Below are 21,519 nucleotides of genomic sequence, written 5' to 3' on the forward strand. Positions count from 1 at the left end.
GCAAGCCGTAGGCCGCGCAAAGAGACGAGGGATCACGATGGCGAAACTGGCATTTTTGGGTATGGGCGTGATGGGTGCACCAATGGCGGGGCATTTGCAAAAGGCCGGGCACGAGGTCACCGTGTATAATCGCACCGCCGCGCGGGCGCAGGATTGGGTGAATGCCCATGGTGGCGCGATGGCGACCACACCGCGTGCGGCTGCGACGGGCGCAGATTTCGTGATGGCCTGCGTTGGAAATGACGACGATCTGCGGTCTGTCTGCCTGGGCGATGATGGTGCCTTTGCCGGGATGGGCAGCGGCACCGTTTTTGTCGATCACACAACCGTGTCGGCCAAGGTGACGGCAGAACTGTATGCGGCAGCCGATACCAAGCAGGTCAGCTTTGTCGATGCGCCGATTTCGGGTGGGCAAGCCGGGGCCGAAAACGGCCAGCTTTCCATCATGTGCGGTGGCGATCAGGGCGCCTATGACCGGGCCGAGCCGATCATGCAAGCCTACGCCAAGCTGTGCCGCCGCATTGGTGAGAGTGGCGCAGGCCAGATGACGAAGATGTGCAATCAGATTGCCATTGCCGGTGTGGTGCAGGGTCTGTCAGAGGCGCTGCATTTTGCCGAGAAAGCGGGTCTGGACGGACGCGCGGTGGTTGAGGTGATTTCACAGGGCGCGGCCGGGTCGTGGCAGATGTCGAACCGGTATGAGACCATGCTGGACGATCATTTTGATCATGGGTTTGCAACAGACTGGATGCGCAAGGATCTGGGCATTTGTCTGGAGACTGCGAACGAGAATGGAGCCAGTCTGCCGGTGACGGCGCTGGTCGATCAGTTCTACAAGGATGTGCAGAAGATGGGGGGCGGGCGTTGGGACACGTCCAGCTTGTTCAAGCGGCTGCGTAACATCGGGTGAAACCCGGTCGGTTCACCCCGGAAGGTCGATGGGCGGCACTGTTTGCTGCGCAAAAGCGCCCGCCCACCGACCCGTTAGTCAGGGTATGATCCGTGTATACTTGGTGCCTTCGAGTGTGGCGCCGAGGCGGAGGCCCGCGCGTGCAAAGACCGCGGCCAGCACAGGTGACAGGGCTGTGGTGGTGTCTGCGGCCACGCCATCACCTTGATCCGAAACCACGTATTCAAGGTCAGCGCCCGCCGCCCAGCCGGGGCTGCGGCGGAATTCTGTAAGAGCTTCGGGCGTCATGAAAAACAGCACGTGGGCAAATTGCTGAGCCCCGATCTGAAGTCCGCCTGACCCCTTGACCATCGAGTAGTAGTCGACCGTTGCGTTGTCGACCCGCAGCGCGCCGCGTCCATAGGCGCCGCCAAAGCCAAGCCCTGCTTCGGTGACCAGCGGCATGACCAGCATGCCGTTGGCTTTTTGTGCCAGGTCGACTGTGTTCGGGTAGGCGCGGTACATCTCGTTAAGCGTTGCATCGACCCGTGCGTCGATCAGAGTACTGCCCCGGCTGCCAACACCGTTTCCACATGCCGCCAACACGCCCGTGCTGGCCAGCGCCCCTGCGGCGAATGCACGCCGCGAGATCCCATTCGTATTCATTTTGAACCGCCTGTATAGCTCTTGGTTTTGCGCGGTTTGGCCGCGCTTGTGCGCAAATATACGCCGATTGCACTTGGCTGTCACTAGGTGGTCAGGGGTGCGCGGGTTTCTGCCGTGCTTTTTGGGTGCTCTGTCCCCGGCCTTCGGCCTCCCTGGGGATTTTTTGAAACAGGGAATTCGGACCTTTCTGCGTAACGGCAAACACCGTGGGGCGGTGTTTTGAGGTTCGCATGGGCGGAGCCCTCGGCGTTTAGGTGGACTTGCCTGTGTTCAGGAGCCTGGCCGCCGCAGGGGCGAAGTAAGTCAGGATGCCGTCGCAGCCTGCGCGTTTGAAGGCCATCAGGCTTTCCATCATCACCCGGTCATGGTCGACCCAGCCATTGGCGCTTGCGGCTTTGATCATCGCGTATTCGCCTGACACCTGATAGGCAAAGGTGGGGGCTCCGAAGCTGTCTTTGACCCTGCGGCAGATGTCGAGATAGGGCAGGCCCGGTTTCACCATGACCATGTCAGCGCCTTCTTTGAGGTCTCGTTCGATCAGTCGCATGGCCTCGTCCGAGTTGCCGGGGTCCATTTGGTAGGTGTTCTTGTCACCTGTCAGGGCGCCGGATGCGCCCACTGCGTCGCGGAAGGGGCCGTAGAAGGCCGAGGCGTATTTGGCGGCGTAGCTGAGGATCATCACGTTCTGATGGCTGGCGCCTTCGAGGGCTTGTCGGATCGCACCGATGCGTCCGTCCATCATGTCGGAGGGGCCGATAATGTCGGCACCAGCCTCGGCCTGGGACAGCGCCATTTTTACCAGCGCTTCGACCGTGCGGTCATTTACGATTTCGCCGTCTTCGACGAAACCGTCATGGCCGTTGATGTTGTAGGTGTCGAGGGCGACGTCGGTCATGATGGCGATGTCTGGCACGGCCCGTTTGATGGCGCGGATCGCCCGGTTGGCGTGGTTTTGTGGGTCCCACGCCCCGGCGCAATCCTCGGTCCGTTCTTCCAGCCCGGTATAGGGAAAGATGCAGATGGCCGGGATGCCGAGATCTGCGGCTTCGCGTGCGGCGTCCGCAACCTTGTCGACCGACCGCCGGATGACACCTGGCATGGAGGGAATGGGTTCTTCGATGCCTTCGCCGCTGCGCACGAAGATCGGCCAGATGAAGTCATCTACCGTCAGCGTGTTCTGTCGCACGAGGCCGCGGATTGCGGGGCTTTGGCGGGTGCGGCGCAGGCGTGTGGCGGGATAGGGGGCTTGGGTGGGGCGCATGAAGGTGTCCGGTTTGAGTGACAGTGCATGGGTGACATGGATTTTTGACCTTGCCAAGTCTAGGCACTGCGTCACACCCGCGCTAAGAGAGGCGTCAACACAGGCAACAGGGCCCGGCATACGGGACGACGGGACAGCGCGTGGACTGGTACGACACGATATTTGAGTTGATCGACATGCGCTCGTTCTCGAACCTGTGGTTCTGGATCGCGCTGGCGGTCGTGTGGTCAACGGCAAGCCATTGGGTGCTGGGTGTGCCCTATGACATGGTGGCCCGCGCGCGCCGTCATGGGGGGCAGGCCGCCGAAGATCTGGAAGACCTGATCCGTATCAACACGAACCGTCTGCTGTTTATCGGTCGCGTGTCCGGGCTGTGGCTGCTGGGCCTTGCCTGTTTTCTGCTGACCGGGCTGGCGCTGCTTGGTTTTGTCTACAGCGTTGAGTTCGCGCAGGCTCTTTTCCTGTTGGGCTTTCCCATGAGCATGGTGGGTGCGCTGAACCTGTCTACCGCGCGGCTGATCCAAGATGAGCAGGCGACGGGAGAGGCGCTGTGGCGCCGCCTGACCCGTCATCGGACCATTGTGCAGGCCATCGGCATGGTGTCGATTTTCATCACCGCCCTGTGGGGCATGTACCAGAACCTGTCTATTGGCCCATTCGGCGGTTGACAGTTTGGGCGAAAGACCCAATTGAAGGCCTCTTGATCCCGTTCCCTGCCGAGTGAAATGCCGCCCATGCCCGAGCAGACTCATATCACCGTGTCCGGCGCACCCGAGGGGTTTGACGCCAGGCTGATCCTTCAGGAAGTGTCCAAGGGCGCACCGGTTTGCCATGTGGCCCGCGACGACAAGCGGCTTGCGGCGATGCAGGCAGCGCTGCGGTTCTTTGCCCCCGATATGCCGGTGCTGGTTTTCCCGGGTTGGGATTGTTTGCCCTATGACCGCGTGTCGCCGAATGCCGACATCTCGGCTCAGCGAATGGCGACACTCGCGGCGCTTGTGCATGGAATGCCAGAGCAGTTTGTCCTTCTGACCACATTGAATGCTGCGACCCAGCGGGTGCCTGCACGGGATCTGCTGCGGGAGGCCGCGTTTTCGGCCACTGTTGGCAACCGTGTGGATGAAAGCGCGCTGCGCAATTTCCTTGTCCGTATGGGGTTTGTGCAAAGCCCGACGGTGATGGAACCCGGGGACTATGCCATTCGTGGTGGCATTATCGACATATATCCGCCCGGTGACCTTGGACCAGTGCGGCTGGACCTGTTTGGCGATGTATTGGACGGCGCGCGCCGTTTTGACCCCGCAACGCAACGTACGACTGAAAAGCTGGACGTGATAGAGCTTGCGCCCGTTTCCGAGGTTATTCTGGATGAGGCAGCGGTCACGCGGTTCCGGCAGAACTACCGGTTGGAATTCGGGGCCGCTGGCACGGACGATCCGCTGTATGAGGCGGTAAGTGCAGGGCGCAAGCATCAGGGGGCCGAGCATTGGCTGCCGTTGTTCCATGATGGTTTGGACACGCTGTTTGACTATCTTCCCGGGGCGACGATCACGCTGGATGATCAGGTGACACCGGCGCGGCTGGCGCGGTGGGTGAGCATCGAGGACCAGTACGAGACGCGGCGCTTGGCGATGGAAAACCGGTCCAAGATGGATTCGGTCTACAAACCGGCAGCGCCTGCTGGCCTATATCTGGACGATGCCGCGTGGGAGGCGGCGGTGGCCGGTTTCCGCGTGCTGTCCTTGGCTCAGCTGCCTCAGGCAACGGGGCCGGGGGTGACGGATGCCGGAGGGCGGATCGGGCGCAACTTCTCACCTGAGCGTCAACAAGAATCTATCAGCCTTTTTGGTGCTTTGGCGTCTCATGTTAAAGTGAAATTGGCAGATGGCCCAGTTGTCATTGCCAGCTATTCCGAGGGCGCACGCGAGCGTCTGACCGGTCTGATCGAGGATGAGGGGCTGGCCGAGGTTGTTCCGATTACCAACGCCACACGTATTGGCAAACGTGGGCTGCATCTGGTCGTTTGGGCGTTGGAGCATGGGTTCGAGGCGCCGGGCCTGACCGTCATTTCCGAGCAGGACGTGTTGGGCGACCGGCTGATCCGGCAGCCGAAGAAAAAGCGCCGGGCCGAAAATTTCCTGACCGAGACACAATCGCTGTCACCCGGCGATCTGGTTGTGCATGTGGATCACGGGATTGGCCGGTATCAGGGCATGGAGGTTGTGACGGCTGCGGGCGCTGCACATGAGTGCCTGCTGCTGGAATATGCCGAGCGTTCCAAGCTGTACCTGCCGGTCGAGAACATCGAGCTACTATCCAAGTACGGTCACGAAGAGGGGCTGCTGGACCGCCTGGGTGGTGGCGCGTGGCAGGCCAAGAAGGCCAAGCTGAAAGAGCGCATCCGCGAGATGGCGGATCGGTTGATCCGCATTGCGGCTGAGCGTGCGTTGCGAAGGGCGCCGATCCTCGAGCCGCCCCCCGGCATGTGGGACGCCTTTGCGGCACGCTTTCCCTATCAGGAGACGGACGATCAGCTCAACGCCATTGCTGCGGTGATGGATGATCTGACGGCGGGTCAGCCGATGGATCGGCTGATTTGCGGCGATGTAGGCTTTGGCAAGACCGAGGTGGCGATGCGCGCAGCATTCGTCGCAGCCATGTCAGGGGTACAAGTGGCGGTCATTGCCCCCACCACGCTGCTGGCGCGGCAGCACTACAAGAGTTTTGCGGAGCGCTTCCGTGGTTTCCCCATCGAAGTGCGGCAGCTTTCCCGCTTTGTCAGTGCCAAGGAGGCATCGGCCACGCGTGATGGGATGTCGAAGGGGACGGCGGATATTGTTGTGGGCACCCATGCGCTGCTGGCCAAGGGCGTGCGGTTCAACAATCTTGGCCTGTTAGTCATTGATGAGGAACAGAAATTTGGGGTGGGCCACAAGGAACGGCTGAAGCAGATGCGGTCGGATGTGCATGTGCTGACCCTGACGGCGACGCCCATTCCGCGCACCTTGCAATTGTCGCTGACGGGCGTGCGTGACCTGTCGATCATTGGGACACCACCTGTCGATCGCCTTGCCATCCGCACATACGTGTCCGAATTCGATGCTGTGACCATTCGCGAGGCGCTTTTACGCGAGCACTACCGTGGAGGGCAGTCTTTCTATGTTGTGCCACGCATCAGTGATCTGCCCGAGATCGAAGAGTTTCTGAAAGACCAGTTGCCTGAACTGACCTATGTGGTGGCGCATGGGCAGATGGCTGCGGGTGAGCTGGATGACCGCATGAACGCGTTCTATGATGGCAAATTCGATGTGCTATTGGCGACGACGATTGTAGAGTCAGGCCTCGATATTCCTACGGCCAACACTATGGTGGTGCACCGGGCGGACATGTTTGGTCTGGCGCAGCTCTACCAAATCCGGGGGCGTGTGGGGCGGTCGAAGACGCGCGCCTATGCTTACCTGACCACGAAACCGCGCGCCAAGCTGACTGCGACGGCTGAGAAGCGGCTGCGCGTTCTGGGCTCGCTCGATACGCTGGGGGCTGGGTTCACGCTGGCCTCACAAGACCTGGATATTCGCGGAGCGGGGAACCTGCTGGGCGAGGAACAGTCCGGTCAGATGCGTGATGTGGGCTTTGAACTCTACCAATCCATGCTGGAAGAGGCGATTGGCAAGATCAAGGCGGGCGAAATGGAAGGCTTGACCGACGATGACGGGCAATGGGCGCCCCAGATCAATCTGGGCGTGCCTGTGCTGATCCCAGAGGACTATGTGCCTGATCTGGATGTGCGCCTGGGTCTCTATCGTCGTCTGTCAGAGCTGACCACGAAGGTTGAGCTGGAAGGCTTTGCGGCCGAGTTGATCGACCGCTTTGGCAAGCTGCCCAAGGAAGTGAACACCCTGATGCTGGTCGTGCGCATCAAGGCGATGTGCAAGCGGGCGGGCATTGCGAAGCTGGATGGTGGGCCGAAGGGGGCCACAATCCAGTTCCACAATGACAAGTTCGCCTCACCCCAAGGGCTGGTTGAGTTCATTCAGGATCAGCGCGGCTTGGCCAAGGTCAAAGACAACAAGATCGTCGTGCGCCGGGATTGGAAGAAGGACAGCGACAAGATCAAGGGCGCGTTCGCGATTGCCCGGGATCTGGCTGAGAAGGTGATGCAGCAGAAGAAGGCGAAAGCCTAGGCAATCGCCTGTTCTGCGCGGCGCATCATTTGCATTAGGATTGACGCGATAAGGCATGCGATGAGGACGGTCGCCACCAAGGGCAAAGGCGTGCCGTCGAACATCAACCCGACGGGGGATGCAAGTGCGGCGCCAAGAACGGTTGATACGGCGCCAATCACTGACGCTGCCATGCCCGCGATATGGCCCATCGGCTCCATCGCGATGGCGTTCAGGTTGGCAACCGTTAGGCCACCCTGAAACATCACGCCCCATTGCCAGAATATGTAGAACCAGAATAGGCCGGGCATGTCGGACATCATCCACAGCACGAAGACGGTTGAGATGATGACCTGTGCCGTCAGCGCCCATGTCACCAGCCTGCGCATCCCGAACCGGCCCACGATGGCCGCGTTGAGTAGGCTGGACACGCCGGAAGCGAGGGCAATAGCCCCGAACCAGAGCGGGAAACTGTCTGCCCGATCAAACGACTTTTCAAAGATCGGCTGAACCATCGTGAGGATGGAAAACAGGATCATCAGCATCAGTGTCTGGACGTAAATCGACAAGCGTACGGTGCGGTGTGCAAACATCTGCCGCACAGCGTCTTTCATCAGCGGCCAGCGCAGGGGGCGGCGTTTGTCCTGTGGCAGCGTTTCGTTTACGCGGATGCCGAACCAGAGCAGAAGCAATACGGCAAAGATCAGGAACGCGGGGAAGATCGCGCGCCATCCTGCGGCGTCCATGATGATCTTGCCTAAAAGCGGTGCAATCGCTGGCACCAGAAGGAATACCATCATGGTCAGCGACAGGATGCTGGCCATGGCACGCCCGGAATAAAGATCGCGGACGATGGCAGCCGACACGACACGCGGACCGGCAGCACCGAGGCCTTGCAAAACACGCGCTGCAAGCATCAGCTCAAGCGTCGGGGCGATCCAGCTGAGAACTGCGCCAAGCGCATAGACCGCAAGGCCGAGATACACAATGGGTTTACGTCCGATCGCATCCGACAGAGGGCCGGTGACAAAGGTGCCGAGCCCCATGCCAATCACAAAAAAGGTCATCACCAGCGCCGCTTGTGCGACACCGCCCGGAGCGATTTCGTCTGCAATAGACGGCAGGGCAGGCAGCATTGCGTCAATGGAAAACGCAATGGTCGCAAACATCATCGCCATCAAGGTGATGAATTCAACTTTACCCAGTCGTTGTCCCTCGGGTTTCGTCAATGTTGTTACAGCCCTTCTCGGCATCTTGTGACGCGATTGCGCGCCACATTGACCATCTAAACCGAGAATGGCAACGACTTGCGGTTGAAAATCTATCAAATGGTAAAAATGTGAACGATTGTGCCGATTAGGCTGCGCCCTCGCGCAATTCCGAGATCACTTTTGCCCAAAGTTCGGGCGGTTGTGCACCCGGCACCGCATGTTGGTTGGCCACGATAAAAGTCGGTACCGACTGGATACCCATCTGGCGGCTATGTGCGTCTCGTCCCGAGATATCCTCGCGGTCCGCATCGGAGGCCAGAAGGCGCCGCACGACGCTTGCGTCCATTTCGATACTGTCGGCGATGTCAGCCAGAACATCGTGATCTCCGATGTCCCGTGTTTCGACGAAATAGGCTTTGAACAGGGATGATACAGCTGCAGTCTGTTTGCCTTCGATCCCGGCCCAATGGATCAGGCGGTGGGCGTCCAGCGTATTTGGCGTGCGTTTCATGCCCTCGAAGTCGATCTTGAGCCCCGCTTTCTCGGCATGTTCCACAACGGGTGCGTAGGCGCGGACCGCGCCTTCCTTGCCGCCGAACTTGCCTTCCAGATATGCGCGCCGATCCATGCCTTCAGCGGGCATATCAGGGTTCAGTTGAAAGGGATGCCATTCGATCACGAATGGATGATCCGGATGCGCTTCGAGCGCGCGATCCAGATGGGCCTTGCCGATATAGCACCACGGGCAGATCGGGTCGGACATGATATCGAGCTTGATGGAATCAGGCATCAGGTGGCTTTCGTATTTTTGGGCCAGAACAATGGCAGCCGCCGCCGAACCAGCTTGCCATTCGCGCCTGTGGGCAGCATTGGCAGGTGAACATATGCGCGGGGTTGCTTGTACCGCGCCAGCTTGGTGTCGACATAGGCGCGCAACTCGTCCTCGTCCAGTGGGGCGGGCGCGGTGTAGAACGCGGCAATGATGAAGACGCCGGGCTTGACCTCGATCTGGGTGGCCCCGACTGCCGTCAGTCCCGGCGCATCGGCCAGTGCTGCCTCAACCTCGAGCGGGGAGACGCGATACCCGCCTGCATTCATCATGTCATCGTTGCGGCCCAGATAGGTGATCTGCCCGTCCTCATCCATCGCGCCCACATCGCCGGTGAGGAACCAGTCCCCGTCAAAGCGGGCGGCGGTGTCGTCGGGGGCGTGCAGGTATTCCAGCATCAGGCCGGGGTCGGACCGATGCACGGCAATCGTGCCGGGCGTGTTGCGGGGCACCGGGCCGTTGTCGCCCAGGATCGCGATATGCCGTCCGGTCTGGGGCTGACCCAGCGCGCCGGTCTTGGCCGGGTGGGATGGGCTGGCAGAAATGAAGGTTGAGCACTCGGACATGCCATAGGCTTCGAACAGGTCGGTGCGGGTTGCGTTTCTCCACGCCTCCAACGTGGTTTGCGGCAGCTTTTCTCCGGCGCTCAGGCCATGGCGCAGGTTTGGCAGGGCTGGCAATTCTGCACGATCCAGCATCTGGCGATAGACGCCCGGTGCTGCGGCAAAGATCGTGGCCTTGTGCGTGGCCAGCAACGGGCCAAGTGTCTCAGGCGCTGTGCCCGCAGCCGGGATGAGTGCTGTTGCTCCGACGGTCCATGGATCCATCAGACCAGTGCCCAGCGTGTAGGTCCAGTTGAAGGCCCCTGCGTGCATCAGCACGTCAGTGTCGCGCAGCCCGTACCATCCGTCGTGCATCATCTGTCGCGCCCAGATCGCCCGGTGTGCATGGGCCACCGCGCGTGGTTGGCCCGATGTGCCGGACGTATAGATGATGTAGCCCAGACGGTTCGGATCGCCCATGTGCCACGCGGCGGGGGGATGGTCGCGGAGGGCCTGCAATGTAGCGAGGCCGATTTCCGGGGCACCTGTCGCGGTTGTCACGTCGGGATCCCGCAGGATCAGACGGGGGCGCAGTTCGGAGACGATGCGCGCAACCTCTGGCTCTGTCAGCGCGGCGGAGGTGGGGACGGGGACAAGGCCCACGGCTAAGGCACCAAGATATGCGATGGGAAAGTCGATTGTGTTACCGAGGCGCAGAAGCACGATGTCACCCGGTGTGCATCCTGCCGCGAGAAACCCACCGCCCGTGCCAAGTACGGCGCCTTTGAGGGTTTCGTAGGTCATGGATGTGGTCTGGTCACCGCTGACCACGGATACGGCGACTTTCCTTGGCTGGGTGTCGGCGCGGCCAAGAACGTGCGCTGCCATGTTGAATGCCGTCGGGCAAGGCGGCATTGGGCCGGTGTCGACGATGCTTAGCATGGGCAGCGTTGCAAGCCTTGGGCCTGCGTCCTATAGAAGTCGTCATGCAAGGAAAAGATCCCAAGACACTGATCCAGATCGCCCGGTCGACCGGGCAGGACGAGGCGGCCGAACCGCTGGATCTGGGCGCACGTGTGCGCGAATTGCGCAAAGCGCGCGACTGGACGCTGGAACAGGCGGCGAACCAGGCCGGACTGGCCCGTTCGACCCTGTCCAAGATCGAAAACGGCCAGATGTCGCCCACCTACGAGGCGCTCAAGAAGCTTGCCATCGGTCTTGAGATCAGCGTGCCGCAATTGTTCACGCCGCCGGAAAAGGGACAGATCAACGGCCGTATGGTCGTGACCCAATCGGGGCAGGGCAACGCCCAGGCCACGGTGACATATGAGCATGAATTGCTGGCAGAGACGCTGACCAAGAAACAGATGTTGCCGTATCGCGCGCGTGTGCGTGCGCGGTCGATGGATGAATTCGATGGTTGGGTGCGGCACGATGGCGAAGAATTCCTGTATGTGCTGACCGGAGTCATCCGCCTGTATACCGAGTTTTATGAACCGGTCGATATGCGTCGGGGTGATAGTGCCTATTACGATGCCACGATGGGCCACAATGTGGTGTCCGTCAGCGACGAAGATGCTTTGATCTTGTGGGTGACGTCGCTCGCCTAAAGGCGATCACGCGGTGTGCAGTGTCTCGGCGCGCTGCGACAGAAAGGCATCGAACGCGTCCTGTGCTTCTTTCAAAGACATGTCGTGGGTCGCGGCGAGATAGCTTTCAAACCGGTCTTGATCGGCCTTGAGAAATGGCATCGCGCTGGGTTCGAGTTTCGGAAACTCACGGCACAGCGCGCGGTAGCTTTCTGCCCAATTGCGGGTCAGATCATTCCAGTTCATGCATACCCCCGATGTTATCCGGTTTACCATGTGAACACTCACACATGGCGGCCTGCGGGTCCCACCGCGGGCCAGACATCCACCCCGCGCCAGACAATATTGCAAATTCGTGACAGATCAACCTTTGATCTGGAGTAGCCTACCCAGGGTTGAATGTGCAATCAGGACAGCCAAAATCTGTGCCCCGATGAAGGCTGCAATGTGCCCGGGGTAGATGCCTGCAAACGTGTCGGAAAACCCGCGTGCGATGGTAACCGCCGGATTGGCAAAGCTGGTTGATGCCGTGAACCAGTAGGCGCCCGTGATATAGAGCGCGACCAGTGTCGGCACGGCCTCGGGGCGCGACTGCAGGCCACCGAAGATCACGAAGAGCAATCCGAAGGTGGCCAGAATTTCGGACCACCATTGTGCCAGGCCGGTGCGATGCAGGGTGGTGGAGCTTTGAAGTATGGGCAAATCGAACATGAGATGGGTGGCCCACACCCCGAGGATGCCGCCCGTCACCTGCACGGCAACGTATGCCAGGGCCGCGCGGGGTGCGATGTCTCCCCGCAGCCAGAAAGCCAGTGTCACGGCGGGGTTGAAATGCGCCCCGGAAACAGGGCCCAGCACTGTGATGATCACGTAAAGCATACAGCCCGTTGCGATCGCATTGGCCAGAAGCGCGATAGCGACGTTTCCGCCCGCCAGCGTTTCGCCCATGATGCCAGACCCAACCACGCCGATCAGCAGCAGGGCCGTGCCGAGCCCTTCGGCCCAGAGTTTTTGTGTCATCGTGTCGTCCGAAGATCAGTTGTCGTCCCACCACCAGAACTGGGGCATCCAGTCTGGTCCATCGCCGTAGAGCGGGATGACATCCGGATGTTTCATTTCTGCGACATGGGCAATGCGACCGGTTGTGAACTGCCAGAACGGCACCACATAGCGGCCCGCAATCAGCAGTCGGTCCAGTGCGCGGGTGGCCGCGATACTGCCCTCGCGCGTCGTGGCTGTCAGCATGGCGTTGATCATGGCGTCGATGGCGGGGTCCTTAACCCCCATCAGGTTGCCGGACCCGTCTTCAACTGCGGCATCCGTGCCCCAATAGAACCGTTGTTCATTGCCCGGGCTCAGGGACAAGGCGCGCCGGATGTAGGTCATGTCGAAATCGAACGTGTCCTCGCGCGCGGTGAATTGTGCGCCATCCACGAGATCAACTTTCACATCGATGCCAAGCTGTTCCAGCGCCTGAATGTAGAGATTGGCAATCGCCCGGTCCTCGGTCCGCTGTTGGTCGAGCAGGATGGTGAATTGCATCGCCTGACCATCGGCATTGCGCAGCTTGCCGTCTTGCGTGGTCCATCCGGCTTCTTCCAGCAGACCGATGGCGCGGCGCAGGCCCCGGCGGTTGCGCAAGGTGCCATCGCTTTCGGGCAAGGCATATCCTTCCATCACGCCGGGCAGCAGTTTGCCGTTGAAGGGGGCAAGCAGTTCGGCCACGCGACCCTTGGCGGCACCCGGTTCCATCGCCAGCAGCGAATTCGAGAAATATGAGGTGATGCGGGGCTGCGCGCCACCTGTCAGCGTGTCGTTGATATATTCGAAGTTGAAGGCGGTGATCAGGGCCTCGCGCACCCGCCAGTCGTCAAAAGGCGCGCGGCGGGTGTTCATGACAAAGCCGGTGATCCCAGAGGGTTTCTGGTGCGTGATCTCGGTCTTGATGACGTTGCCGGATTGCACGCGCGGAAAGTCATATTCGCTGTTCCAGGTTTCGGCGTTGAACTCGCGCCAGGCCGAGATTTCACCTGCCTTGAAGGCTTCCAGCACCACGTCACCGTCGCCATAGAAGTCGATGGTGATCTCATCGAAGTTGAAGGTGCCACGGCGGAAGTTCAGATCGTTGCCCCAGTAGTCGGGGTTGCGGGTCAGCGTGACATAACGCGACCCTTCATATTTGCTGACGACATAGGGGCCGGAGCCGATTGGCACATCGTTGATCGTGGAATTGGCAAAATCCTTGCCTTCCCACTGTGCCTTTTGAAGGATCGGACGCATCCCGGCGAGCAGGGCAAGCTCTCGGTTTTCGGTGTTGAAGGTGAAGCGGATGCTGCGCGGGCCGGTTTGTTCAAGGCTTTCGACCTGCGCCCACAGGCTGCGATAGCGACCGTGCCCTTCGGTGCCGAGCTTTTCGTAAGACCACAGAACATCTTCGACGGTTACCGAGCTGCCGTCTGAAAACTGCGCCTCTTCGCGCAGGGTGAATTCCACCCAGGATCGGGCCTCGTCCGTCTCAATCGATTCGGCGAGCAGACCATAGAGCGCGAAGGGTTCGTTCCGGCTGCGACCCATCAGGCTTTCATGGGTGAGAAACCGCAACTGCCAAGGCACATTGCCTTTTTGGATGTAGGGATTAAGCGAATCAAAACTGCCGGTGTTGGCGAGCGTGATGGCTCCACCTTTGGGTGCATCGGGATTCGCGTGTGGAAGTGCCACAAAATCCGGTGGCAGGGCCGGGGCACCATACATAGCTATGCCATGGCTTGGCTCTGCTTGTGTCATTGAAGCCAGGGATACTAGACCCGCAAGAATCGCACTCGAAGCGCAGATTCTTCTGCGTCCAGTTTGGAAAAAATGCCTGCTCATTTTGTAAACAATCCTTGATCGCCCTTGTTTTGTTAACAATAGCGGCCCTCGGACATTTACGCATTATCAAACTTTTAGCTTGGACTCTTCGGGCGGGTTTGCGTATAACAAGGGCACTGCTCGATAGGTTTCTTGCCTGTATGAAACCTGCCTCAATAACTTAACGCCAGCTTCGTGCTGGCGTTTTTTTTATCCTGAACGCAAACAGACAGGCCGGGTGGCCATTCCTTTCGCACGTGCAGCATGACAGGATGCGCGCAGCTTTGACGAAAGGATCGTGCCCATGGCTTTTGAGATTTCCCTGGCTGGCAAAACCGCCATCATCACCGGTTCAAATTCGGGCATCGGGCTTGGCATGGCGTGGGAATTGGCCCGCGCCGGGGCCGACGTGGTTTTGAACTCGTTCACGGACAGCGCGGAAGATCATGCACTGGCCAAAGAGATTGCCGATGCAACCAAGACAAATGCCCGCTACATTCAGGCCGACATGTCCAAGGGGGATCAATGTCGCGCCCTTGTCGAAAAGGCTGGGGCCTGCGACATCCTGATCAACAATGCGGGTATTCAGCACGTCGCGGCCATTCCGGATTTCCCGGCCGAGAAATGGGACGCGATCATTGCCATCAATCTCAGTTCGGCTTTTCACACAACAGCCGCCGCGCTACCGATGATGCGCGCCGCCGGGTGGGGCAGGGTCATCAATGTCAGTTCGGCGCATGGGTTGACCGCGTCGCCCTACAAGTCGGCCTATATTGCGGCGAAACACGGGGTCGTCGGCCTGACCAAGACAACAGCGCTGGAAACAGCGGAAGAACCGATTACGGCAAACGCCATCTGTCCGGGCTATGTGTTGACGCCCCTGGTTGAAAGCCAGATTCCCGACACGATGAAGGAATACGACATGGGGCGCGAAGAGGTGATCAAGAACGTGATGCTCAAGCGTCAGCCGTCCAAGGAATTTGCAACCACGGAACAGATGGGCGGCACCGCCGTCTTCTTGTGTTCATCTGCGGCGGACCAGATCACCGGGACAACCATCAGCGTGGATGGCGGTTGGACCGCGCTGTGATCCATCTTCATCTTGCCAAGTAAACTCCCGCCGGAGGCTCCCGCAGCCTCAAACAGATCAAAGGGGTGATCCATGACGCGCAAGAAAATCAACGTGGCATTACAAGGTGGGGGCGCACATGGTGCTTTTACCTGGGGTGCGCTCGATGTGTTGCTGGCTGATGACCGGATTGAGGTCGCTGGTATATCCGGCACGTCAGCCGGCGCCCTGAACGGTGCCGCGGTCAAAGCAGGCATGGCCATCGGTGGTGAGGACGCGGCGCGCGAAAACCTTGATTGGCTGTGGGGGCAGGTGGCGGGCGTGCAAGACATGCGCATGGCGCAGTGGATGGCGCCCTTTGGGCCTGCGCAGGTGTCTCAAGCGCTTGAGAATTCATTGCCTTATGCTGTGGGCGATGCTGTGGGGCGGATGTTGTCGCCGTATCTTTATGGTCCGTTCTATCGCAATCCGCTGACGGACATCGTGTCGAAGTTCAACATGGACAAGGTCTGTTGCGACGACGGTCCGCAATTGTTCATCAATGCGACGCGCGTACGCAACGGCAAGCTGCGTGTTTTCAAACATGCCGAAGCTACGCCGGAGGCTATCATGGCCTCGGCATGCCTGCCGACCTTGTTCCAGGCGGTTGTCGTCCATGACAGTGAAACCGGGCAGGATGAAGAGTTCTGGGACGGTGGTTATACCGGTAACCCGGCGCTGTTCCCGCTTTTTGATGCGTCGTTGCCGGACGACATCGTTGTCATAAATATCAATCCGCTTGAGCGCGAGCAGTTGCCGCGCACACCACAGCAGATCCAGAACCGTATCAACGAGATCAGCTTCAACTCGTCCTTGCTGCGCGAGATGCGCGCCATTTCATTTGTGAAGCGGCTCATTGACGAAGGCACGATTGAGCTCGGCAAGATGCGCCGGGTCAACATGCACATGATCGCGGACGATGCCTTGATGAACGACTTGAGTGTCGCGACCAAGCTGGTGCCAAATGGCTTTGTCATGGGGCGGTTGAGGGAGGCAGGCGCGCGCGCAGCGGAAGATTTTCTGGCAGAGCATTTCGACCAGATTGGCAAGGGAGACAGCGTAAACATGCCCGAGATGTTCAGTTGAACATCGACGCTTGTGGCTACTTGGGCGGTTTGGTGGGATCCTTGCCGTTCGGGTAAACCAGCCCGGCGGAAATCACCAGTTTCGCCGCATCCTCAACGGACATGTCCAGTTCGATCACGTCTTCGGCTGGCAGAAACAACAGAAAGCCCGAGGTCGGGTTTGGCGTGGTGGGCACAAAGATACTGAGCAGTGCGCCTGTATTGCCCGCCCGTTCACTGACCTCGCCCTTGGCGGTGGTCGAGATAAAGCCGATGGCCCAAATGCCCTTGCGTGGATACTCGATCAGACACGCGTTTTCAAAGGACCGCTCGGATTGGGCAAAGATCGTTTCCGAAATCTGCTTGATCCCGGAATAGATCGACCGGACCACCGGTGTGCGTCCCACCAGGCTTTCCGCATAGCGGATCAGGGAATTGCCAATATAGCCTTTGGCGATCCAGCCGACAAAGACAGTGAACAGGAGGAAGACGATGACGCCAACGCCGCGAACGTTCACTTTTATCCAGTCCGGGTTCGGGACAAGGACCCCGTTTCGGTCGACAAAGCGCGGGTTGTTCAGCCAATAGTTGACGATTGAGTCCGGCTGCCAGACCGTCGGCACCAGCGGCCACACAAATCCATCGACCCAGCCGATCACGGTCCAGATCAGCCAGATGGTCAGCCCGACGGGCGCAATGACCACAAGACCGGTCAGAAAAGAGGCACGCAATCCTGAAAACAGGCCGGGCTGCCTGGGCTCTTTGGGGTCAAAAGGAGTGGTCATCGGGATCCCGGCGCAAGTTCACGGAACAAGTAAGTCAAGCCGTGCGGCACTACAATGGTTTCCGCCCTTTATTCAGGCATTTGGCCCCATTGCGCCCAATTCCGTTGCAATGGCGGCTGCGAGCCGCGCATTGTTGCGCACCAGAGCGATGTTCGCGGTCAGCGAACGCCCCTCTGTCAGCTCAAAGATGCGTTGCAGGAGATATGGGGTCACGCCCTTACCCGTGATCCCGTGGGTATCTGCGTCCCGTGCGGCCTGTGCGATGATGGGGGCAAGCGTGGCCCGGTCGATCTGGTCATCCTTAGGGATGGGATTTGCGATCAGTTGACCGCCCGGAATGCCCATGGCCGCCCGTTGTGCGTGGGCTGCGGCAATTGTCGCGGCGCTGTCCATGCGCAGGGGCGCGGCCACACCGGCACTGCGTGACCAGAAGGCGGGCATGTCGTCTTGCCCGTAGGCGATGACCGGCACGCCTTGTGTTTCCAGCACTTCGAGCGTTTTGGGAATATCGAGGATCGCCTTGGCCCCGGCCGCAACGACTGTCACGGGCGTCTGCGCCAACTCCAGCAGGTCGGCAGAGATATCAAAGCTGTTTTCAGCGCCCTTGTGCACACCGCCGATGCCGCCGGTGGCAAAGACAGAGATACCGGCGATCCGGGCTGCGATCATTGTCGCGGCCACGGTCGTTGCACCAGTGCCGCCATTGGCCATGCAGACTGCCATGTCGGCACGGCTGAGCTTGGCCACGTTCTTGGCCTGTGCCAGCGTTTCAAGCTGGGTATCGGTCAGACCCACGTGCAACGTGCCGTCGATCACGGCCATGGTCGCTGGTACGGCTCCGGCTTCGCGAATGTCCGCTTCGACCTGGCGCGCGACTTCGAGGTTTTGCGGATAGGGCATACCGTGCGTGATGATTGTGCTTTCAAGTGCAACCACGGGGGCGCCTGCCGCCAGAGCATCTGCAACTTCGGGAGATGGGGTGAACAGGGTCATGTGTCTGTCTTTCCTGAAACATAGATCGCGGCGGCTTCCAGTGCGGCGTGAAGCGCTGCGGGGCGGTCAGCGCCCCGGACTTCTGCCGCGATGTGGGCCGCCATAAACGTGTCACCCGCACCGGTGATCCGGGTGACCAGCACTTGTGGAGGTGTTTCGCTGACCAGCCCTTCGGCTGACCCTTCGGTGGCCGTGTTGCCGCCATCGGTCACAAGAACACGGGCTGCGCCGCGTTCCAGCAACCCTTGGGCCGCTTCCATGGACGTTTCGAAACCGCGCTGGCAGAGCAGGCCCGCTTCTTCGAGGTTCACGTAGAGTGTGCCACGGCTGTGGGTCAAAAACGGACCCAGCCGTTCGGCCTTGCCCGGAGAGGCGGGGGCCACGCGCAAATCTGCCTTGGCCAGAACGGGGCTGGTCGCGATTTCGTTCAGAAGGTCCAGTGTGAGGTTGCCATCAAGGGCCGCAAGCCCGGTGTATGGGGCGCTGTCCGTTGCAATGGTTCCATCCATCAGGGGGCGCAAGATCTTGGCCCCGGCACTTTCCAGTGAGTGCGCATCCGCGATGGCGGCAATCAGGCCATTGGCGCCTTCAACGGCCATGTATTGATCGGTGGGCAGATCCTCGGACCGGTAGACCGTGTCGGTGATCATGCCGCGCGCGGTGCAGGCGGCAATCAACTCGTCGCCTTCAGGGTCGCGCCCGATGGCTGTCAGCAGGGCAGGTGTCAGTCCGAAGCGGGCCAATGTCATGGCGATGTTCATGGCCACGCCGCCGGGCAGGCGGGTGATCCGGCCCGGTACGTCCGACCCCTGGCGCATGGCCAGCGGTGCGCGGCCAATCACATCCCAGAGGACCGAACCTATGCAGAGAATGTCATGTGAGCGGGTCATGCCCGCCTTGTGCCGCTGGTTGACGCCAGTGGCAAGGGGGTGGGGCTATTCCGGCACTGCGAAGGTGAGTGCAGCCCAATAGGTATCCCACACCGCGTCGTCACTGTCGGTGATTGGTGCGATCGAAACGGCATCGAACAGGTATTCATGGCCCGGTGTGACAGGGATGGCCGCAATTCCATCGGCATCTGTGCGGTGGAGGGTGATTGTGACGCTGTCATCGGGCGCGCGGTCAAACACTTCAACCTGCGCATCCGCGCGTATGGCGCCATCGAGGGTCACCTGGACCTGCATGGTGCCGTCGAAGTCTGCGGCATATGGGTTGGTCAGTGCGATGAATTCGGTTTTCAGACCCAGCGCGCGATCTGCGCCTGCACCTTCGCCCACGGCGATCAGAGCCTTGGCGTGCCGGGTGTAGCGTTCCTTGAACGGCGGGGCGGGAAAGCCATTGGCTGCGTGCTGTGCCTCGATATCCGCGAAATCCTTGTGGTCCGCGAATTTCTGAAACTTTGCCCACTCCTTGTACGTTAATGAAGATGATGTTGTTTCATGCACCACCACGACAAGCCCGCCGACAGGTGCGGGCACGTCAAGGGCCGGATTGTCCCCCATCCGCGCCTCGACCGGGCGTATTGTGTCGCCGACAACCACGTCGAAGCGTGCGATGCGACGTTCAAAGTAAGCCAAGTTCACGCCCTCGAATGCCTCACCATTCTTCAGGCGTGCCACGATTTGTCCCGATGAAGGCACTTGATACTGCTCCGGTTCGATCCAGAACTCATGAGCGGTTGCGCTTGTTGTCAGGATGGCGCACCAAAGCAAAGTAAGAAGACGGAAGAGATACATGCAGTTTGCCTTTGTTCGAGTGCCTTTGAAGCTGCGGCTTTGGGCTGTGTTGTCAACACTTTGCTGGGCAATCTGGTCCAATCTGGCCATAGCTCACGAAGTTGTGCCGACGATTGCGGACCTGACAGTAACGGATGGCGCGGTTCGCCTTGACGTGCGGGTGAATGTCGAGGCGCAACTGTCCGGCATTGACCTGGATGCGGTTGCCGACACGGATAATGCAGAGAATGCGGGCGACTACGATGCTTTGCGCGCACTCAGTGGTGCGGAGGTTGAGGCGAGTGTTCCTACGCTTTTGGCGACTTGGAATGATTTGCCATTACTGCTGGCCGATGGTGAGCCCGTTGCGCTGAGCCTTGAAAATGTGACCGTGCCCGAGGTGCAAAATGAAGAGCTTGCGCGCGTTTCCGACGTTGTGCTGACGGGATCTGTCCCCGCCGGGACAAGCAGCATGCAGGTGGCGTGGCCGGATGGCGCGGGCGATCTGATCCTGCGGCAGCAAGGGGTGGATGCGCCCTATACCGGGTTGATCAGCGGCGGTGGGGACAGTGGCCCGATTGCAGTTGCGGGCGGAGACGCGGCCTCGGGCTGGCAGACCTTCGGGACCTACATCCCCGTGGGGTTCGACCACATTCTGCCCAAGGGGCTGGATCACATCCTGTTTGTTCTGGGCCTTTTCTTTCTATCGACCCGTCTGGGCCCGCTTTTGTGGCAGGTCACGGCGTTTACTCTGGCGCATACGGTGACACTGGCGCTTGGCGCATTGGGGCTGGTGAACCTGCCCGGCAGCATTGTGGAGCCTTTGATTGCCGCATCTATCGTCTATGTCGCGGTCGAGAACATCTTTGCCCGTGGCCTGAACCGCTGGCGGCCCATGATCGTGTTTGGCTTTGGCCTGTTGCACGGGCTGGGCTTTGCGTCGGTGCTGGGCGAGTTTGGTCTGCCTGAGGGGCAGTTCATCCCGGCACTGATTGGCTTCAACATCGGTGTCGAACTGGGCCAATTGACCGTGATTGCACTTGCGGCCTTTGCGCTCTGGGTGGGTGTGCGTGCTGCACGTATGTCCGACCTGGAAGGGCAGGAGGAAACGATCACCGATTACAACGTGATGTTCCGCGCCTGGTCGATGACCGGATCGCTGATCATTGCCGTTGTGGCGATTTACTGGGTGATTGAGCGGACTCTGCTTTAACCCAGAGGCTCCATCAGGCGGGCAAGGGCGGCGGCGGGATCTTCGTCGCCCCAGATCTCTTCGCCAACCCCAAAGAAGTCGGTGATGGGTGCCAGCCGTTTGACGAGGTCGAGGGTCAATCCACCCTCGGCCACGATTGGCACCTCGATCATCTCCGACCACCAGGCGAACAGGTCATCGTCTGCTGTGACTTCGTCTCCGACACCTGTCAGGGGGCCGAAAGCGACGTAATCTGCACCGGCTTCGCCTGCTGTCATCCCGTCATGGCGAGAGGTGCCGCAGAAGCTGCCCACAATGGCATCCGGCCCCAGCGCCTTGCGTGCGTCGCGCACGGATTTCGAAGCATCGGACAAGTGTACGCCATCCAGACCCAGCCGTTCGGCCAGTTGCGTGTGATCATTCACGACGATGGCAACGTCATGGGCATGGGCCACTTCGCGGCAGGCGTCGGCGGCGCGGGAAATGCGGTCTTCGTCGCGGGTGGCGAGGGCAAGGCGGATGCAGGCCACATCATGCGCATCGAGGACTGAGGCCAGTTGATCGGGAAACACTGACAATTCGAACACGGGCGGGGTCAGAAGGTAGATCTGCGGCTGCTCGGGGGCACTCATTGGCGTGGTCCTTTTGTTCTGTTTGTCGCTCTA

20 protein-coding genes are annotated in these 21,519 nt (G+C 60.2%); 7 read left to right on the plus strand and 13 right to left on the minus strand.

Annotated features, from left to right (window positions below; translation table 11 throughout):
• Window positions 1–31: 31 nt before the first annotated feature.
• A complete protein-coding gene (locus IE087_RS17075; protein ID WP_373296536.1) occupies window positions 32–910 on the plus strand; it encodes an NAD(P)-dependent oxidoreductase in 879 nt (292 codons plus the stop codon).
• 78 nt (window positions 911–988) lie between these two features.
• On the opposite strand, the gene IE087_RS17080 is transcribed toward IE087_RS17075, so the two are convergent.
• Both IE087_RS17080 and hemB read right to left on the minus strand, forming a co-directional pair.
• Window positions 989–1,555 carry a lipid-binding SYLF domain-containing protein gene (locus IE087_RS17080; RefSeq protein WP_189370584.1) on the minus strand — a complete coding sequence of 189 codons (567 nt, stop codon included), beginning with the start codon at window positions 1,553–1,555 and terminating at the stop codon, window positions 989–991.
• A 250-nt stretch (window positions 1,556–1,805) separates the two neighbouring features.
• The gene (gene hemB, locus IE087_RS17085; protein ID WP_189370585.1) at window positions 1,806–2,816 is read right to left on the minus strand and encodes a porphobilinogen synthase; all 1,011 of its coding nucleotides are present in this window, start codon (window positions 2,814–2,816) and stop codon (window positions 1,806–1,808) included.
• Between the two features lie 140 nt (window positions 2,817–2,956).
• On the opposite strand from hemB, the gene IE087_RS17090 reads away from it, so the two are divergent.
• A complete protein-coding gene (locus IE087_RS17090) occupies window positions 2,957–3,484 on the plus strand; it encodes a component of SufBCD complex (RefSeq protein ID WP_189370586.1) in 528 nt (175 codons plus the stop codon).
• 66 nt (window positions 3,485–3,550) lie between these two features.
• Window positions 3,551–7,000, plus strand: a complete 3,450-nt coding sequence (gene mfd, locus IE087_RS17095; RefSeq protein ID WP_189370587.1) for a transcription-repair coupling factor — start codon at window positions 3,551–3,553, stop codon at window positions 6,998–7,000.
• On the opposite strand, the gene IE087_RS17100 is transcribed toward mfd, so the two are convergent.
• The 3 genes from IE087_RS17100 to IE087_RS17110 form a co-directional block, all read right to left on the minus strand.
• A complete protein-coding gene (locus tag IE087_RS17100; protein WP_229801437.1) occupies window positions 6,997–8,208 on the minus strand; it encodes a multidrug effflux MFS transporter in 1,212 nt (403 codons plus the stop codon). The two genes, mfd and IE087_RS17100, sit on opposite strands and share 4 nt — an antisense overlap.
• Window positions 8,209–8,335: 127 nt before the next feature.
• Window positions 8,336–8,980, minus strand: coding sequence for a DsbA family oxidoreductase (locus tag IE087_RS17105; RefSeq protein ID WP_189370589.1), 645 nt, complete (start codon window positions 8,978–8,980; stop codon window positions 8,336–8,338).
• Window positions 8,980–10,503 carry a class I adenylate-forming enzyme family protein gene (locus IE087_RS17110; RefSeq protein WP_189370590.1) on the minus strand — a complete coding sequence of 508 codons (1,524 nt, stop codon included), beginning with the start codon at window positions 10,501–10,503 and terminating at the stop codon, window positions 8,980–8,982. Before IE087_RS17110 ends, IE087_RS17105 begins: the two co-directional genes overlap by 1 nt.
• A 44-nt stretch (window positions 10,504–10,547) precedes the next feature.
• Between IE087_RS17110 and IE087_RS17115 the strand changes: the two genes are divergently transcribed.
• Window positions 10,548–11,171 carry a helix-turn-helix domain-containing protein gene (locus IE087_RS17115; RefSeq protein WP_189370591.1) on the plus strand — a complete coding sequence of 208 codons (624 nt, stop codon included), beginning with the start codon at window positions 10,548–10,550 and terminating at the stop codon, window positions 11,169–11,171.
• 6 nt (window positions 11,172–11,177) lie between these two features.
• On the opposite strand, the gene IE087_RS17120 is transcribed toward IE087_RS17115, so the two are convergent.
• The 3 genes from IE087_RS17120 to IE087_RS17130 all read right to left on the minus strand — a co-directional run bounded on the left by IE087_RS17120 (window position 11,178) and on the right by IE087_RS17130 (window position 13,934).
• Window positions 11,178–11,396, minus strand: a complete 219-nt coding sequence (locus tag IE087_RS17120; RefSeq protein WP_189370592.1) for a hypothetical protein — start codon at window positions 11,394–11,396, stop codon at window positions 11,178–11,180.
• A gap of 117 nt (window positions 11,397–11,513) precedes the next feature.
• On the minus strand, window positions 11,514–12,170 hold the full coding sequence (locus tag IE087_RS17125; RefSeq protein WP_189370593.1) for an aquaporin: 657 nt from the start codon (window positions 12,168–12,170) through the stop codon (window positions 11,514–11,516).
• A gap of 15 nt (window positions 12,171–12,185) precedes the next feature.
• On the minus strand, window positions 12,186–13,934 hold the full coding sequence (locus IE087_RS17130) for an extracellular solute-binding protein (protein WP_229801438.1): 1,749 nt from the start codon (window positions 13,932–13,934) through the stop codon (window positions 12,186–12,188).
• A gap of 367 nt (window positions 13,935–14,301) precedes the next feature.
• Here IE087_RS17130 and IE087_RS17135 point away from each other — a divergent pair, with 367 nt between their 5' ends.
• The gene (locus tag IE087_RS17135; RefSeq protein WP_308425470.1) at window positions 14,302–15,087 is read left to right on the plus strand and encodes a 3-hydroxybutyrate dehydrogenase; all 786 of its coding nucleotides are present in this window, start codon (window positions 14,302–14,304) and stop codon (window positions 15,085–15,087) included.
• A 72-nt stretch (window positions 15,088–15,159) separates the two neighbouring features.
• A complete protein-coding gene (locus tag IE087_RS17140) occupies window positions 15,160–16,191 on the plus strand; it encodes a patatin-like phospholipase family protein (protein WP_189370594.1) in 1,032 nt (343 codons plus the stop codon).
• Between the two features lie 16 nt (window positions 16,192–16,207).
• On the opposite strand, the gene IE087_RS17145 is transcribed toward IE087_RS17140, so the two are convergent.
• The 4 genes from IE087_RS17145 to IE087_RS17160 all read right to left on the minus strand — a co-directional run bounded on the left by IE087_RS17145 (window position 16,208) and on the right by IE087_RS17160 (window position 19,683).
• A complete protein-coding gene (locus IE087_RS17145) occupies window positions 16,208–16,954 on the minus strand; it encodes a DUF502 domain-containing protein (RefSeq protein ID WP_189370595.1) in 747 nt (248 codons plus the stop codon).
• A 72-nt stretch (window positions 16,955–17,026) separates the two neighbouring features.
• Window positions 17,027–17,947, minus strand: coding sequence for a pseudouridine-5'-phosphate glycosidase (locus tag IE087_RS17150; RefSeq protein ID WP_189370596.1), 921 nt, complete (start codon window positions 17,945–17,947; stop codon window positions 17,027–17,029).
• Window positions 17,944–18,837, minus strand: coding sequence for a PfkB family carbohydrate kinase (locus IE087_RS17155; protein ID WP_189370597.1), 894 nt, complete (start codon window positions 18,835–18,837; stop codon window positions 17,944–17,946). The genes IE087_RS17150 and IE087_RS17155 overlap by 4 nt, the downstream gene beginning before the upstream one ends.
• Before the next feature lie 45 nt (window positions 18,838–18,882).
• On the minus strand, window positions 18,883–19,683 hold the full coding sequence (locus IE087_RS17160; protein WP_189370598.1) for a DUF4198 domain-containing protein: 801 nt from the start codon (window positions 19,681–19,683) through the stop codon (window positions 18,883–18,885).
• Here IE087_RS17160 and IE087_RS17165 point away from each other — a divergent pair.
• Window positions 19,682–20,875, plus strand: a complete 1,194-nt coding sequence (locus IE087_RS17165; protein ID WP_189370599.1) for a HupE/UreJ family protein — start codon at window positions 19,682–19,684, stop codon at window positions 20,873–20,875. The genes IE087_RS17160 and IE087_RS17165 overlap by 2 nt on opposite strands.
• Here IE087_RS17165 and IE087_RS17170 read toward each other — a convergent pair.
• A complete protein-coding gene (locus IE087_RS17170; protein WP_189370600.1) occupies window positions 20,872–21,486 on the minus strand; it encodes a thiamine phosphate synthase in 615 nt (204 codons plus the stop codon). The genes IE087_RS17165 and IE087_RS17170 overlap by 4 nt on opposite strands.
• Between the last annotated feature and the right edge of the window lie 33 nt (window positions 21,487–21,519).

It is taken from the genome of Tateyamaria omphalii (assembly GCF_014651375.1).
Classification (GTDB): domain Bacteria; phylum Pseudomonadota; class Alphaproteobacteria; order Rhodobacterales; family Rhodobacteraceae; genus Tateyamaria; species Tateyamaria omphalii.